10 protein-coding genes and 2 pseudogenes are annotated in these 14,378 nt (G+C 71.7%); 7 read left to right on the top strand and 5 right to left on the bottom strand.

Annotated features, from left to right (window positions below; all coding sequences use genetic code 11):
* Positions 1-39 precede the first annotated feature (39 nt).
* Positions 40-2,634, bottom strand: a complete 2,595-nt coding sequence (locus ACVCAH_RS30260; RefSeq protein WP_447139645.1) for a M4 family metallopeptidase — start codon at positions 2,632-2,634, stop codon at positions 40-42.
* 185 nt (positions 2,635-2,819) lie between these two features.
* Here ACVCAH_RS30260 and ACVCAH_RS30255 point away from each other — a divergent pair, with 185 nt between their 5' ends.
* Positions 2,820-5,645, top strand: a complete 2,826-nt coding sequence (locus ACVCAH_RS30255) for an AfsR/SARP family transcriptional regulator (RefSeq protein ID WP_447139644.1) — start codon at positions 2,820-2,822, stop codon at positions 5,643-5,645.
* Positions 5,646-5,861: 216 nt separating this feature from the next.
* Here ACVCAH_RS30255 and ACVCAH_RS30250 read toward each other — a convergent pair whose 3' ends face one another.
* Positions 5,862-6,626, bottom strand: a complete 765-nt coding sequence (locus ACVCAH_RS30250) for a DUF427 domain-containing protein (RefSeq protein WP_447139643.1) — start codon at positions 6,624-6,626, stop codon at positions 5,862-5,864.
* Here ACVCAH_RS30250 and ACVCAH_RS30245 point away from each other — a divergent pair, their 5' ends adjacent.
* From ACVCAH_RS30245 to ACVCAH_RS30225, 5 genes and pseudogenes are all read left to right on the top strand, one after another.
* Positions 6,627-8,999 carry a hypothetical protein gene (locus tag ACVCAH_RS30245; protein WP_447139642.1) on the top strand — a complete coding sequence of 791 codons (2,373 nt, stop codon included), beginning with the start codon at positions 6,627-6,629 and terminating at the stop codon, positions 8,997-8,999.
* Positions 9,000-9,198: 199 nt separating this feature from the next.
* Positions 9,199-9,825: a poly-gamma-glutamate hydrolase family protein gene (locus tag ACVCAH_RS30240; protein WP_447139641.1), complete on the top strand. Its 627-nt coding sequence runs from the start codon at positions 9,199-9,201 to the stop codon at positions 9,823-9,825.
* A gap of 138 nt (positions 9,826-9,963) precedes the next feature.
* Positions 9,964-10,095: pseudogene (locus tag ACVCAH_RS30235) on the top strand (alpha/beta fold hydrolase); the annotation flags it as partial.
* A 65-nt stretch (positions 10,096-10,160) separates the two neighbouring features.
* Entirely contained in the window at positions 10,161-10,682 is a 522-nt protein-coding gene (locus ACVCAH_RS30230; protein WP_447139676.1) for an alpha/beta fold hydrolase, read from the top strand.
* 124 nt (positions 10,683-10,806) lie between these two features.
* On the top strand, positions 10,807-11,148 hold the full coding sequence (locus ACVCAH_RS30225; RefSeq protein ID WP_447139640.1) for an ArsR/SmtB family transcription factor: 342 nt from the start codon (positions 10,807-10,809) through the stop codon (positions 11,146-11,148).
* 100 nt (positions 11,149-11,248) lie between these two features.
* Here the strand turns inward: ACVCAH_RS30225 and ACVCAH_RS30220 are convergent, their stop codons facing one another.
* Positions 11,249-11,830 (bottom strand): TetR/AcrR family transcriptional regulator, encoded by a 582-nt coding sequence (locus ACVCAH_RS30220; RefSeq protein ID WP_447139639.1) that lies wholly within the window; start codon positions 11,828-11,830, stop codon positions 11,249-11,251.
* A 144-nt stretch (positions 11,831-11,974) separates the two neighbouring features.
* Between ACVCAH_RS30220 and ACVCAH_RS30215 the strand changes: the two genes are divergently transcribed.
* Positions 11,975-12,808 (top strand): alpha/beta fold hydrolase, encoded by an 834-nt coding sequence (locus ACVCAH_RS30215; protein WP_447139638.1) that lies wholly within the window; start codon positions 11,975-11,977, stop codon positions 12,806-12,808.
* A gap of 402 nt (positions 12,809-13,210) precedes the next feature.
* On the opposite strand, the gene ACVCAH_RS30210 is transcribed toward ACVCAH_RS30215, so the two are convergent.
* Both ACVCAH_RS30210 and ACVCAH_RS30205 read right to left on the bottom strand, forming a co-directional pair.
* Positions 13,211-13,666, bottom strand: a complete 456-nt coding sequence (locus ACVCAH_RS30210; RefSeq protein ID WP_447139637.1) for a hypothetical protein — start codon at positions 13,664-13,666, stop codon at positions 13,211-13,213.
* A gap of 511 nt (positions 13,667-14,177) precedes the next feature.
* Positions 14,178-14,378, bottom strand: a pseudogene (locus ACVCAH_RS30205) (transcriptional regulator); the annotation flags it as partial.

Raw genomic sequence — 14,378 nt, 5'->3', positions numbered from 1 at the left:
TGGCGAGCGCGTGTGCGCCCGCCACCGCCGGAGAAGGAATCAGCCGACGTGCGTGTCGAGGTACGACAGCGCCTGGTTGGCGGTCAGCCCGGACAGTGCCGGGAGGTTCGCCTTGCCGAGCTCGGTTTCGATGATCGACGCCAGCTCGCCGCCACCGGCCGCCCGGTCGGCGGCCGCGTAGTCTCGCAGCAGTGTCTCCACCTCGGTGAGCATCTCCGCCGTCACCACCGCGGTGTCACCGTCCGGGGTGCTGACGGCCTGCAGCACCGGTTGCAGCGTCTGCATCGCGTGGGCGGTGCGCCGGCGCAGGTCGTCGTCGGCGGTCATCAGCGCGATGGCCCGGTCGGCGCTGTGGGCGTAGACGACCTCGTAGTGCCGCAGCGCCGGGGTGCGCCCGTCGGCGAACAGGTCTCGCACGTGCAGCAGCGCGCCGAGCACCGCGTCCACGCCCGGGCCCTGCGGTTCCAGGCCCTCCGGGCCCACCCCGGTCAGCGACGTGTCGGCGATGCACAGGCAGTCCTGCCGGTCCTGCTCGTACACGCCGTCGACGCCGACCGCCGTCCACGCGGCGGCCGCCTCCTTGGCCTCGGTCGAGCCCTTGCCGTAGAGCTTGTTGGCCGACTCGATGAAGCCGACCCGGGAGTCGGTGAACCGGGCCCGGGGCGCCAGGTAGGTGGTCAGGGTGCGGTAGGCGATCCGGGCCGCCTTGTCGATGCCGATTTTCTGGGACAGCAGGTAGAACGCCTTGTTCTGGATGCCCGAGTTGGTGTGCACGCCACCCAGGTCCAGGCAGCTGCGCTCGAAGTCGCGGTAGTGGCCGGGATCGCCGTACGACGGCGGGTCGGCCATGCTGCGCAGCGCACCGCCGGGGATGCCGGTGCCGACCAGCCAGTCGTTGCTGCCGGTGGCGAACTTCTCCACGGCCTCGGCGAAGATGTCGGAGAAGCTCTCGTTGAGCGCCCCGGACTGGTACATGTACCACAGGTCGGCGGTCTCGAAGGTGACCCCATGGGTCAGTTCGTGCGCCACCACGTCCAGCTTGGTCATCTCCTCGCCGAACAGCATGGTGTCGATGACGTCCGGCACGAACGCGGCGTTGCGCATCGGCTCGTCCGGGTCCCGGCGTACCCGGACCAGCGCCCGCAGCTGCCCGCCCTCGTCGTCGAAGCTGTCCCGGCCGAAGGTCTGGTGGTAGTAGTCGTAGGTGTGGCCGAGATTGTCGTACGCCTCGTCCACGTCCTGGATGCCGCTCGGTTTGTCGCCCTCCGCGCGCTTGGGAAAGGCCGGCACCTTGTCGTCGGAGAGCTTGTTCAGGTCGTAGATGCGCCGGTCCTTGGCGTGCGCGGCGCGCGGCAGCGCGTACACCAGGCGCCCGGTCACCGCGTCGACGAAGTACGACGTCGACACGCCCTGATCGGCGTCGGTGAGCCACACATGCCAGGCCAGCACGGTCGGCGTACGCCGGCCCGGATCCGCCCCGGCCGGCAGCAGGTAGAGCTTCGCCGGCTCCACCAGCGAGCCGTGCGGCAGCGCGCGGCGGGCGTTGGCCGCCGCGGTCTCCGCGCTGACCGTGGCGCTGAACCGGTCCACGATCAGGTCCGGCTCCAGCGAGTTGGTCAGGAACTCCACCGTGCGGCCGGTGGCGTCCAGGTGCACGCCGACCCGGGAGCCGTAGACCGGCACCCCGCCCACGTGCTGCTCGAACCACACGTGCCGCTCGCCGGTGCGCTCGCGCTGCTCGCGCAGCGGCCGTAGCTGGGCGCTCGCGTCGGCCACGCCGAACAGGTCGGAGTTGCGCCGCAGCCAGCCCGGCACGTCCCCGCCGAGGCGGCTGGACAGGCTCAGCATCGACGGCGTCCCGCGCCACGGCTCGAACGCGGCCAGCGGCGTGTGTCCCTGCTCGGCCGCGACCCGCGCGATCGCGGACGCGACCCCGGCCCGGCGGTAGCCGTTGGGCGGCTGCGTCGAGTCGCCTACGAATGGCACCACCCGCTCGGCCGGGGGCCGCGCCGGCTGTGCCGCGGCCGGTGGCCCGACCACCATGCCCGCCGCGACCAGCACCAGGGCGAGCGCGCCGGCCCGGGCCGGGGTGACCAGACCCCGCGCCGCGCGCCGGGGCAGCGCGGCCGCGGCCAGCTGGGCGGTCGACGCCCAGGCCAGGGCGGCCAGCGCGGCGATCCAGGCCGGCGACGCGAGGTGTACCAGCGGGTCCGTCGCGGTGGCGGCGCCCGCGGCGGACAGTCCCGCGATCAGGGCCGCGTAGCCGCCGGCGACCAGCGCGGCCTGACCGAGCGACCGCGGGCGGCGGCGCGCTCGCCAGGCCAGCAGCGCCGCCGCGGCCAGCGGGCCGGCCACCAGCAGCGCCAGCTGGGAGCCGTTCAGCAGCATCGAGATCGGATACAGCCGGCCGCCCGTGGCGCCGATGCTCCAGTCCAGCGGCGCGCCGGTGCTCGCGGCGACGGCGGCGGCAAGACCGGTCAGGTCGCCGGCCAGGTAGGCGCCCACCGGCCCGGCCGCGCCGCCGGCGAGCGACCGCAGCACCAGCCAGCAGACGGCGACGGTCAGCGCCGCGGCGAGCAGGGCGTCGCCGCCCGCGACCAGCCACGGTCGCAGGCGGCGTACGAGTACAGGCACGATGAACCTCCCCAGTGGACGCGAGTCCGTATCGGTCCTAGTTGGATAGAGAGGTGGAGGCGTTCCCACCAATGAATCGATCCTCGTGAGATCCGTTGCGCGAAGGATCATTCCGCCCGGTTGCAGAACGCCTGCAGACGGCTTGTGCCCGGGCGGCCATAATGGACGGCCGGGGAGGTGACCAGGTGGAGTTCCGGGTCCTCGGTGCGGTCGAGGCGTACGTCGCCGGCACGTCGGTCGATTTCGGCTCCCGACAGCAGCGCCTGGTGCTCGGGCTGCTCCTGCTGGAACCCGGTCGCCCGGTGGCGGTGGACCGGCTCGTCGAACTCGTCTGGGGGTCCGGCCCGCCGGCCTCTGCCCGGGGCACGCTCCAGGCGCTCGTCTCCCGATTGCGCGCCTGCCTGCGCCGCGCCCGCCATGCGATGGATGCCGGCTCGCCCGGTGGCCCCGAGATTCTGCACACCGGTGCGGGCTACCTGCTGCGCGTGGATCCGGGCTCGGTCGACGTGCATCGCTTCACCGGCCTGGTCGCCCGGGCCCGGCAGGCCGACGACGCGCGAGCGGTCGAGCTGTTCGACCTGGCACTGTCGCTGTGGCGGGGCGACCCGCTGGCCGACGTGGCCCCGACCGACGTACGGGACCGGCTCTGCGCCGGCCTGCGCGAGGTCATGTGGACGGCGGTCGAGGACCGCCTGGAGGCACGGATCCGACTGAGCCGGTCCCGGGAGGCGCTGGACGAGCTGACCAAGCTGGTCGCTGAGCATCCCTTCCGGCAGCGGCTGCATGGACAGCTCATGCTGGTCCTGCACCGGGCAGGACGTACCGACGAGGCCCTGCGGACCTACCGCGACCTCCGGGCCCGGCTGGTCGCCGAGTTCGGTCTCGATCCCACACCGGAACTGCGGCAGCTGGAAGCCGCGATCCTGCGGGCCGACCCCACGCTGGAGGTCCCACCGGACCCGCTGGCCGGGGACCTGCCGCGGCGCGCCCCCGCCAACCCACCCGTACGGCCTGCCGAGCTTCCTCACGCACACGGCCAGTTCGTCGGCCGGCGCGCCGAACTCGCCGCGCTGGACGGCCAGCTCGACGCCGTCCGGCGCGCCGGCGGTCCCGGCATCGTCGTGATCGACGGGATGGGTGGGATCGGCAAGACGGCCCTCGCCCTGCACTGGGGCCACCTGCACCGGCGCGACTTCCCGGACGGCCAGGTCTACCTGGACCTGCGGGGGTTCAGCCCCGGTGACACCCCGATGACGCCGGCGGAGGCGCTACCCCGACTGCTGCTCTCGCTCGGCGTGCCACCGTCTGACATCCCGCCCACGGTCGACTCCCAGAGCGGGCGGATGCGCAGCCTGACCGACGGCCGGCGGCTGCTGATCGTGCTGGACAACGCCTACGACGCCACGCAGGTCCGGCCGCTGCTGCCGGGGAACGTGACCGGCCTGGTGGTGGTGACCAGCCGCCGCCGGCTGACGGGGCTCGTCGTACGCGAGCAGGCGGTGCCGCTCAGCCTCGCACCGCTGCACCCGGTCGAGTCGGTGGACCTGGTCGCCGGGTGCCTGCACCGGTCCCGACCCGAGGAGCGGGAAGCACTCGCCGACTACTGCGGCCACGTGCCGCTGGCGATCCGTATCGTCGCCGCCCGCGCGCTGGACCTACCGGACCGGCCGCTCGGCGACCTGCTCCGGGAACTGCGGCAGGGACGCCGGCTCGACGCCTTCGCCGGGCCCGACGGCCCCGACACCAACCTCCGTACCGTCTTCTCCTGGTCGTACCGCTGGCTTTCACCACCGGCCGCCGAGCTGTTCTGGCGGCTGGCACTGCACCCGGGCGAAAGCGTCGGCGTCCATGCCGCCGCGGCGCTCGCGGGCATCGACGTGCCGCGGGCCCGGGAGCTGGCCGCCGAGCTGCACCGGGCCAGCCTCCTGCAGCTTCCGGCGCCGGACCGCTACCAGTTCCACGACCTGGTGGGCGCGTACGCCCGGGAGCTCGCCGAGGCGCCGGAGAACGCGGCGCAACGGCACCTGGCGTTCGACCGGCTCCTGGACTGGTACCTGCACACGGTCAGCGCCGCGGGCCGGGTGTTGCAGCCGCACCGGCCGCACTTCGACCCGGCCTCGCCAGCCCTGGTCGAGCCGATGCGCGTCGACACCTACCAGGCCGCGCTGAGCTGGTGCGAGAGCGAACGGACGAGCCTGGTCCCGGTGATCCGCGCGGCGGCGTCCGGCGGGGCGTCTGGGCACGCGTGGCGGATCGCGCTGGCCGCATCGGCGTACTGGTACATCGCCAAGCGCCGGGAGGACTGGCGGACGGCGACCCGCATCGGAGTTGCCGCTACCCGTGCCGTTGGCGACCAGCGGGCTGAGGGAGCGCTGCTGGCCAGCCTGGCGACCGCGCTGTGCGAGAGCCGACGCTATGCCGAGGCCATCGAGCTGTACCAGAAGTCGCTGCGACTGCACGAGGCCAGCGGCGACCGGGACTGGCGAGCCACCAGCCTGAACAGCCTGGCCGTCGCGCACGCCGAGGCGGGCCGCCCCGATGAGGCGCTGGCGACGTTCGCCCTCGCCCGCGAAGAACACCGGCTGCGGGGCAACCGGCGAGGTGAGGGCGTGGCACTGCAGAACATGGCCCAATGCCACGTCCTGCTCGGCCAACCCGGCGAGGCGATCGCCCGCCACGAGGAGGCGCTGACGGCGATGCGCGACGCGGGTGACCGGTACGCCGAGGCCATCTGCATCGCCAACCTCGGCGAAGCGCACGCCGAACTGGGCGATCACGAGCGGGCGATCCTGCGCTTCCGCGAGGCGGTGCGGCTGCACATGTCCACCGGCAACGAGCACGGCAGGGCGCGGACGCTACTGGCGCTGGGACGCTCACTGGGCGAACTGGGCGACGCCGACCGGGCCCGGTCCTGCTGGCGCCAGGCGCTCGCCGTATTCGACGAGCTCGGCGATCCGGAGGCGGACGAGATCCGCGCGCTGCTCGGCGAGCCGGCGACCGCCGATAGTTGACCCGCTCCCCGACAGCGTCTGTCAGATTGCCCCATCTTCGGTGCCCGGCGGGCGACGGGGCGTCCGCGCGGGTGAGGGGGCCCACCCGCGCGGACGCCGGCTCAGCGCAGGCCGTACGCGTCGATCATGGTCTGGTCGACGACGTTGCCGGCGCGGTCGGAACCGGATGGGGCCGGGCGCCGCTGGAAGCTGCGGCCCGGTGGCCGGCAGGCGCCATCAGGAGAAGTGCGTCTTCGGCCGGGTGAGCCGCTCCCCGTCGACGATCAGGTCGACCTTCTCGTTGTAGAAGGCGATCAGCCCGGCGATCGGCAGGAGCGGGCTCGTGGGGAAGGTGTACGACCAGGCCAGGTCCGGATGGACCCTGCCGTTGACGCGTACGGACCAGTAGCGGCTGGTCCGGCCCTTGTACGGGCAGGAGGAGGTGGTCTCCGACGGCACGAGGTACCCGACGTTCACCTCAGTCGGGTTGAGGTAGTAGCGGGTCGGCAGACCGGTCTCGAAGACCAGCACCGGCGACGCCGACTCGGCCAGCACGATCCCGTCGAGTTCCACCCGTACGCGGCGGGTGGACCGCAGCGCGTCCACCCGGGCATACGGATTCCGGGGGTGCACGAAGACCTCCTCGTCCTCTTCGAACCAGCTGTCCATCGCGGCCCAGTCGAACCGGACGGTGTCCGCCAACCCGGGCAGCGCGTCGTCTCCGTACCACCGGGCGGACGAAGGACGGGGCGTCTCGCCGACCCGCAGCCCGTGCACCCGCCCGGTCCCACATCGGATCCGCTCCGTGCGGTGCTCGTCGACCAGGAGGCTGCGGTTCACGTCGGCGACCGGGATGTAGTAGTGGGGGTAGAAGGGCCACTCCCACACGTACTGCGCCCGCCTGGTGTCCAGCACCAGTTCGCCGGCGAGGTAGGCACGGATCCGGCGGGGCGCCGGTTCGACGCGGTCGCCCGGGGTGATCGCCTTCGGATAGTCCGGCACTTGGTCCTCCAGTTCAGCAACAGCCCCGGCTCGGGGGGTATTGGCTCAACGATCAGGAGGGCTCGGGTGTCTCGCGCAGTTTGTGCCGCAGGAGCAGAGTTCGTCTGTGAACCTGTCCGGGTGGGTACCGCAGGTGGGTGTGAGGCAGTCGAGCTGAGGGTGCACGGCATCTCCGGCGGGACTGCGGAGAGGATTCTCGACCATCCCATCGTGGTTCGCGTCGCCGGGGACCAGAATGCGGGCTTCTATCGGATCCGACCCGGGACGGGCGCGGGCGGCGGCGCGACGGAAGGGGTCGCTGTCGAGGCGTACCGCTGGGGTGCGCTGACGGCCGGCGCCGCGGTGCGGACGGCGTCGATGCTTCTGCTGTTGCCCTTCATGCTGGTCAACGTCGCGGTGTGGATGCGCCCGACGGCGACGGACCGGTTCCGTCTGCTCTGCACGGTCTGCCGGCTGCTCGCCGGCAGTCTCACCGCCGCCTTCGTCCTGTCGGTCATCGGCGTCACGCTGGACCTGGTGGGCTGGCAGTGCGTGCCGTACGACGAGTGCCGGGACGGCCGTCCGTACCTGGCGTGGCTGCATGCCCTGCCGGTCGGCGCCCGCCTGGCCGTGCTGTCGATCATCCCGCTGGTCGCGCTGCGCGTCATCTGGGGCCTCGGTGTGCGGTCCGCCCGGACGTTCGAGGGCTTCGGCCGGCAGCCGCATCCGGACACGGCGCCCGCCGACGGGCTCACGGACCCCGGTTTCTGGGACGACGAGCGCACGCCGGCCTGGCTGCGCCACATTCACCTGGGGATCGGCGTCGCCACGCTCGACGCCGGCCTGCTCGGCGGGCTGTCTGGCAGCGACGGCCGAGCCAGGTTGCTGCTTTTCGCCGCCTTCGCCCTGCTGGCCTATTGCGGGGTGATGCTGTGCCTGCCCGTGCCGGCCAGCCGCGAGCGGGTGCGCTCGCTCCTGCGCCCCCTCTGGGTGGCCACGGTCGGGGTGACGGTTCTCAGCTTCGGCTACGCCGTCCTCACCCGGCCCGCCCAGCCGGTGATCGGGCAACTGCCCGGCTACGAGGGGGCAGCCGCCACGTTGATCGCGGCGCAGGGGGGTCTGCTGGTCGTGCTGGCTGCCGTCACGTTCGCGCGGTCGCGGCGGACCGTGCCGGGGATCCGGCCTTTCCTTCGTTCGTTCGGAACGCCGGTGTTGGCAGCGGCGTCGGTGATCGCCGGTCAGGCCTTCGCCGCCGCCCTGGTCTACCGGGTTGCTGATCTGCTCGACCGCGGCTCCGTTCCCGGTCCGGTTCCCGGTCCGGCGGGCGCTGCCCCGCTGGACCCACCCGTCGGCTACTGGTGGGCCGCGCTCGCGGGACTCGCAGCGCTCGTCGTGGTAGCTGCGGCGGGGGCGACCGGACTGCTGCTCAGCCGTCGACGACGCGCCGCCCTCGCCGACCGCATCGTCCAGCAGGACTATCCGGATGCTCCGGCGGATGCGGCGCCCAGGTTGGCAGTGGTGCGGAAGACCATCGCCCGATCACACGTGACCGAGGAGCTGGGACCCATGCTGGTGGCGTTCTTCCTGATCTCCTCGCTCGGTTTGGCCACCATCGCCCTCGACCTGATCGGAATCGGCCCCACCCAGGTCGCGGCCTGGCTCGGTGCGGACCACCAGACGGACACCCTCCTCGCCGCGTACTTGACCGACGCCGGTGTCTGGATCATCAGCCTCCTGGTGATCGGCTTGCTGATCCTCGGTCTGCGCGCCTACCGGTCAGCCGAGGCCCGACGCCTGGTGGCGGTGCTGTGGGACCTGGGAAACTTCTGGCCTCGCACGGTCCACCCCTTCGCGCCACCGTGCTACGCGGCCCGAGCGGTGCCCGAGCTGGCCAAGCGCGTCTCTGCGCTCGCCGGGCAGGGCGTCGTGATCATCTCGGGACACAGCCACGGCTCGATCCTCGCAGCGGCCACCATCCTGCAACTGCCGCCGACCGTCCGACGCCGGGTAGGACTGCTCACGCCGGGCTCGCCCCTGCACCGCATCTACGCCCTCCTCTACCCCGCCTACTTCGGCCCTCAGACGCTGTGCGAACTCGGCGAACGGCTCGACTGGCGGTGGCGGAACCTGTGGCGGGCCACCGACCCGATCGCCGGACCGATCTTCGACCGGCGACCGGACAACGGTCCGCCTTACGCGCACGCGGGGGCGAGGGCAGTGGATGTCCGGCTCCCCGACCCCTGCGGCCTGACCATCGACCCGACCGACACCGTGCCGCCGCCGGTTGAGCGGCACTGGCCCTACCACACTCAGCCGGCGTACCGGGATGCCGTACGAGAACTGGTCGACCAGGCGAATCAGCACGGTGGCTGCGGTCCGCCCGACCGGCACTGACAGCCGAACGGGCGGGCCCACCGTCAGGGGTTCGTCCCACGAATGGGGCATTTCCCCAGGTCCGACCGCTTGGCCTTCGATTAGGCTGCGAACGGTGAGCGACAGCTGAGCGCGACGGTCGGCAGCTGCAGCCGACGCTGGCCAGACCCGTCGACGTCTCGCGACGCCCGGGGTTGGGCCGGCGTCTTGAACGGGGGTGATGGTGGGCGACCGGTACGACAGCTACGCCGAGCTGGCCGCCGTCGAAGAAGAGGGCGTTGACTACACCCGGACGGTGCTCAACGTGCCCACGACGTCGTGGGCAGCCATCGCGATCCACGGCGGCGGCATCGAAGCTGGCAGCGGCGAGTTGGCGCTGGCCGTGGGAGACGGTCTCATGGACACCTACGTCTTCGCCGGCATCAAGGCGCAACACAACTCCGACCTGCACATCACCTCCATCGATTTCGACGAGCCGCAATGCCTTGCCCTGCTGGGCGGAGCGGACAGAACCATCTCCTTCCACGGCTACACCGGCGCGACCGGCGAAGCCGAAACCGCCCTCGGCGGGGTGGACAGCGACCTGGAACGGGCAATCTCGACCGCGCTGACCAACAGCGGGTTCGGGTGCACGTCGGGTTCGAGGGAGATAGCCGGTACCAATCCACGCAACATCTGCAACCAGAACCAGCGAGGTGCCGGAGTGCAGTTGGAGCTGTCGCATGCGCTGCGCAAGTCGTTCTTCCCCGACGGTGATCTGTCCCGAGCGATGAGAGAGTCGGGGCAGCGGACCCAGCGCTTCTACGACTACGTCGCGGCGATCAGGTCGGTGGCCGGAGAAATCTAGAGGCCGGGGTGTTCGGCGCGGAGGTGTCGTCCGGCGGATGCGTGACGCGACGGTGGGTCCGGGCGGGGCCCGGATGCGGTGGGTGGAGGTGTGTCGGGCGACGAGCCGGTCCGGGTCTACCTGCACGGCCTGGGGGCCATGTCCGCGCCGTGCTTCGTCCCGGTGGCTACCCACCCCGAATTGGCCGGGCACCGGTCACTCTTCGTCAACCTGCTCGGTCACGGGCTGAGCGATCGACCGCCGGACTTCGGTTACACGCTGGGCGAGCACGCCGCCGCCCTCGCCACGGCGCTGGACTCCGCGGGGGTCCGAGCGGCGGACGTGGTGGCCACAGCATGGGCGGCGGGGTGGCGATCGTGCTCGCCCACCACCGGCCCGACCTCGTCGGCCGGCTGGTGCTGGTGGAGGCCAACCTGGAGCCGAGCCCGGCGCCGAAGGTGGGCGGCGGCGGGATCAACGCGTACACCGAGGCCGAGTTCCTGGCCGGCGGTCTGGAAGAGACCCTCGACCGGGTCGGACCGCTGTGGGCCGCCACCATGCGACTCGCTGACCCGGTCGGCCTGCACCGCAGCGCGGTGCATCTGGTCGCGGCGACCCGACCCACCATGCGGCAGATGCTGGTGCGCCTACCGATCCCCCGAACGTTCATCCAGGGCGCGCTGGGCTCCCCGGTCCGGGACCCGGACGGCCTCACCGCCGCGGAGGTGCGGGTGCTGACGGTGCCGAACGCCGGGCACAACGTCATGCTCGACAACCCGGACGCGTTTGCCCTGGTGACCGCCGCCAGTCTGACCATCCGGGCCGGACCTGCTGACCGGGATGCCCCGTGCAGATGCCGATGCATCCATCGGCGCTGAGCCGCACCCCCTCCCCCCTCTCGCAACCGGCCTCACGATCGCCATCGAGGTACTGTTCCGGTTCCGCCGGCCTATCGATGGTGTTAGTGGAACTATGCAAGACGTGGTAACTGCGAAAACTGCTATGCCTGCTGTCTCGCCGCTCGCCGGGGAGCCGATCAAACGTGCCGATGCCGAGCGGCTGGCCGGAGTGCTGAAGGCCTTCGCCGACCCGGCCCGACTCCGACTGCTCAGTCTGATCCAGGCCGCTCCGGAGGGCGAGGCGTCGGTCAGTGACCTCACCGCGCCGCTCGGTCTCTCCCAGCCGACCGTGAGTCATCACCTTCGGATCCTCACCGAGGCCGGTCTGCTCGAGCGCGAGAAGCGCGGCGTCTGGGCCTACTACCGCCTGGTGCCGTCCGCGATCACGGCGATAGCCGACCTGTTGACGCCGCCCCGCAGACGGGCGACGAAGAAGGCCCGCTGAGCGGCCGGCCGCCGCCCCGATTGCATGGATGCGGGTCCTGGCCGGATCCGTCGCAGCCAAGCTCTGCCTGCGTGCACGCTCCGGTGCTCATGGCCGGTTCTCAGCTCGCCGTGGTCCCGGCCAGCGCGGAGTCGATGAGAGTCGCGGCGGCGGCGCGGGCGTGGCCGGCGGCCTCGCTCGTGCCGGCGATGGCGGCTGTGGTCTGCGCCCCCTCGGCGAGGATGGCGAGCTGGGAGGCCAGCGACGCGGGGCCGCCGGCGTCGGCGATGAGTTCGGCGAGGCGCGCCTGGAACTGGGCCTTGTGCTCGCGGACGAGGTCGGCGATCCGTGGCGTACTGGCACCGAGTTCGCCGAAGGTGTTGATGAACACGCAGCCGCGGAAGTCGTCCTGGTCGAACCAGCGGGCCAGCATGTCGTAGACGGCGAGCAGCCTGGCGCGGGGCGTCTCGCCGGTCGCGACGGCGGCGTCGACGAGCTCGTTCCAGATCCGGCGCCGGCGGTGCAGGACCTCCTCGACGAGGCTCTCCTTGGAGGGGAAGAGCTGGTAGAGACGCTTGAGAGAGACGCCGGCCTCGGCCCGTAGGGCGTCCATGCCGACCGCCTGGATGCCGCGGCTGTAGTAGAGCCGGTCGGCGACGGTCAGCACCTTCTCGCGGATCGTCTCGTCGGCCTGCGCCGGCATGCTTGCCCTCCTTCTGCCCGGGCCTGGTGACGACGCTCACGGCGGGACGCCCGCCGAGGGACTAGCGCCGAGAACGGCCGTTCTCTAGGCTACCCCACAGGACGGGAGAACGATCGTTCTCCGAACCGTGACAGGGAGGCCGTCATGCCGCACATCACCGTCGGGACCGAGAACAGCACCACCATCGACCTCTACTACGAGGACCACGGCCAGGGGCAGCCCGTCGTGCTCATCCACGGCTACCCCCTCGACGGGCACTCCTGGGAGAAGCAGAGCGCGGCTCTGCTCGACGCCGGCTACCGCGTGATCACCTACGACCGGCGGGGCTTCGGGCAGTCCAGCCAACCCACCGTCGGCTACGACTACGACACCTTCACCGCCGACCTGCACACCCTGCTGGAGACGCTCGACCTGACCAACGTGGTGCTCGTCGGCTTCAGCATGGGCACCGGCGAGGTGGCCCGCTACCTGAGCCGGTACGGCTCCACCCGGGTCGCCAAGGCTGCCTTCCTGGCCTCGCTGGAGCCGTTCCTGCTCAAGACCGGGGACAACCCCACCGGCGTGCCGCAGGAGGTCTTCGACGGCATCCTCGCCGCCGCCACCGCCGACCGGTACGCCTACTTCACCGACTTCTACCGCAGCTTCTACAACACGGACGAGACGCTGGGCAGCAGGCTCTCCGAGGAAGCCCTGCGCAACAGCTGGAACGTCGCCGCCGGTGCCTCCTGGTACGCCTCCAGCGCCGTCGTACCGACCTGGCTCACCGACTTCCGGACCGACATCGACAAGATCGACGTGCCGGCGCTGATCCTGCACGGCACCGCGGACAACATTCTGCCGATCGACAACACCGCCCGCGAGTTCCACAAGCGGCTGTCGCAGGCCGACTACGTCGAGATCGCCGGCGCCCCGCACGGCCTGCTCTGGACCCACGCCGGCGAGGTGAACGAGGCCCTGTTGGCCTTCCTGGCCAAGTAACGCCAACCAACGGAGGACGGGGCCGCCGCAGCGCTGCGACCCCGTCCCGGTGGCATCGACGGTGTCACGAGCCGCATCCAGATCGCGGCGAGGCCCTCGCGCTGCGGGAGGCCGTGATCGACGTCCTCACCCGGTAGCTGCGCCGCGGCCTGTCCGAGGCCGGCAGCCGGCGCTGACGCGTAGGCGACTACCACCGGGTGAATGGCGGCTTCGGCCGGTGAGTACCCGATCAGGTGTCGTACTCGTCGGGCACGCGCATCGCGGGACCGCCGACCTGCAGGCCGAGCGGGACCGCGCGTCCCTTCGGCTCCTCCCACGGCTCCTGGCGGCCAAGGACGGTGAGGTCGAGGTACTTCGGTCACTGCTTGGCGCCGACCGTCGCGGCTGGGCGCCGGATGCGCGTCAGCCCTGGATGAGCGAGCCGCCGTGGTAGGTGAGCGACCCGATCTGCGCGTCACACACCGGCCGCAGCAGCGGGGTGTACCAGACGGTTCTGGAGCCGTTGGGCACGACGCCCGGGCAGACCGCCGTGCCGGTCACCCCGGCGGAGATGGTGCCGCGGGCGTCGACCCGCCCGTCGGAGCGGTACGAGTACACCGGCCCGCCGCTGTCGCCCGGGGCGGCGGCGCAGGCTCCGGCAGTGACATGGTTGGCCTGGATCATGGGCCCGATCACGTAGCCGATGTTGACGAACTGGTTGACGACGCTGACCCGGATGCTGCAGTGCTCACCGCTCGAGGCGCCGCCGGTGCAGACGTAGTTGCCGACGTAGTCCGATGCCGCACCGCCGACCCCGATGCTGGTGGCGGCGTTGTACGGTCCGGTGTAGATCCGGCCGCCGGCCGCAACCCTGATCATCAGCGTGTCTCGCGGGTTGTTGTCGTTGATGATCGGCCCCACCGTGTTGGTGGGGCCGCCACCGTCGTAGGCGGCCTGACCGTTCGACCCGCAGTGCCCGGCGCGCCAACTCCTGCAACGGGGTCTCGATCGACTCCCGCACCATGTCAAATGGCGGACATTCGCCATTAGCGGCACGGACCTGCGGTCAGAAATCCGGCGTTTGCCGGCGAGACCGTTCCGGCCAGGCTCATGGCCTCGGCCTGCCCCGGGCCCGGAGGGTGACCGCCGTCGAACGCGGAGATGGTTCGTGTGCACGGCTGGGCCAGCACCGATCAACGGCGACTAGGTTGTCCAGGAACGTTGGTGACGTGTCCGAGGTGTCCGAGCCGGTATCCGCACCGCCGCCGAGGGCAGAGTCGGGTCGCCGTGTGAGCCGCGCTGCCCGGGGGCAGCCCTTCTCCCCGTCCGTGGCGCGGGGTGGGCAGCAGGCCCCACGGTCGCCGGCATGAGCGCGCACCCGATCAAGAAGTCAAGCCGGGGTTGGGCCGGCGGCGGTCCTGGCGAAGCGGCGGGCCAGGTAGCCGAAGGCGTCGACAAGCTCGGCGGGGCCGACAACCTCGATCTCGGTGTCGAACCGGGCGATGGCGGCGGCAAGGCTGGGCCAGGACCAGGAGCCGAGAGTGAGCCGGCAGCGGTCCGAGCCGAGTTCCTCGACGATCCCGTCGCGCGT

Source organism: Micromonospora sp. LZ34 (assembly GCF_052981855.1).
This window is presented reverse-complemented; position numbering and strand designations above follow the sequence as displayed.

Excerpts from the sequence above, each read along its gene's own strand:
- ACVCAH_RS30240 (WP_447139641.1), top strand. The coding sequence starts at position 9,199 with ATGGTGGGCGACCGGTACGACAGCTACGCCGAGCTGGCCGCCGTCGAA.
- ACVCAH_RS30230 (WP_447139676.1), top strand. The coding sequence starts at position 10,161 with ATGGGCGGCGGGGTGGCGATCGTGCTCGCCCACCACCGGCCCGACCTC.
- ACVCAH_RS30225 (WP_447139640.1), top strand. The coding sequence starts at position 10,807 with ATGCCTGCTGTCTCGCCGCTCGCCGGGGAGCCGATCAAACGTGCCGAT.
- ACVCAH_RS30220 (WP_447139639.1), bottom strand. The coding sequence starts at position 11,830 with ATGCCGGCGCAGGCCGACGAGACGATCCGCGAGAAGGTGCTGACCGTC.
- ACVCAH_RS30215 (WP_447139638.1), top strand. The coding sequence starts at position 11,975 with ATGCCGCACATCACCGTCGGGACCGAGAACAGCACCACCATCGACCTC.
- ACVCAH_RS30210 (WP_447139637.1), bottom strand. The coding sequence starts at position 13,666 with ATGATCAGGGTTGCGGCCGGCGGCCGGATCTACACCGGACCGTACAAC.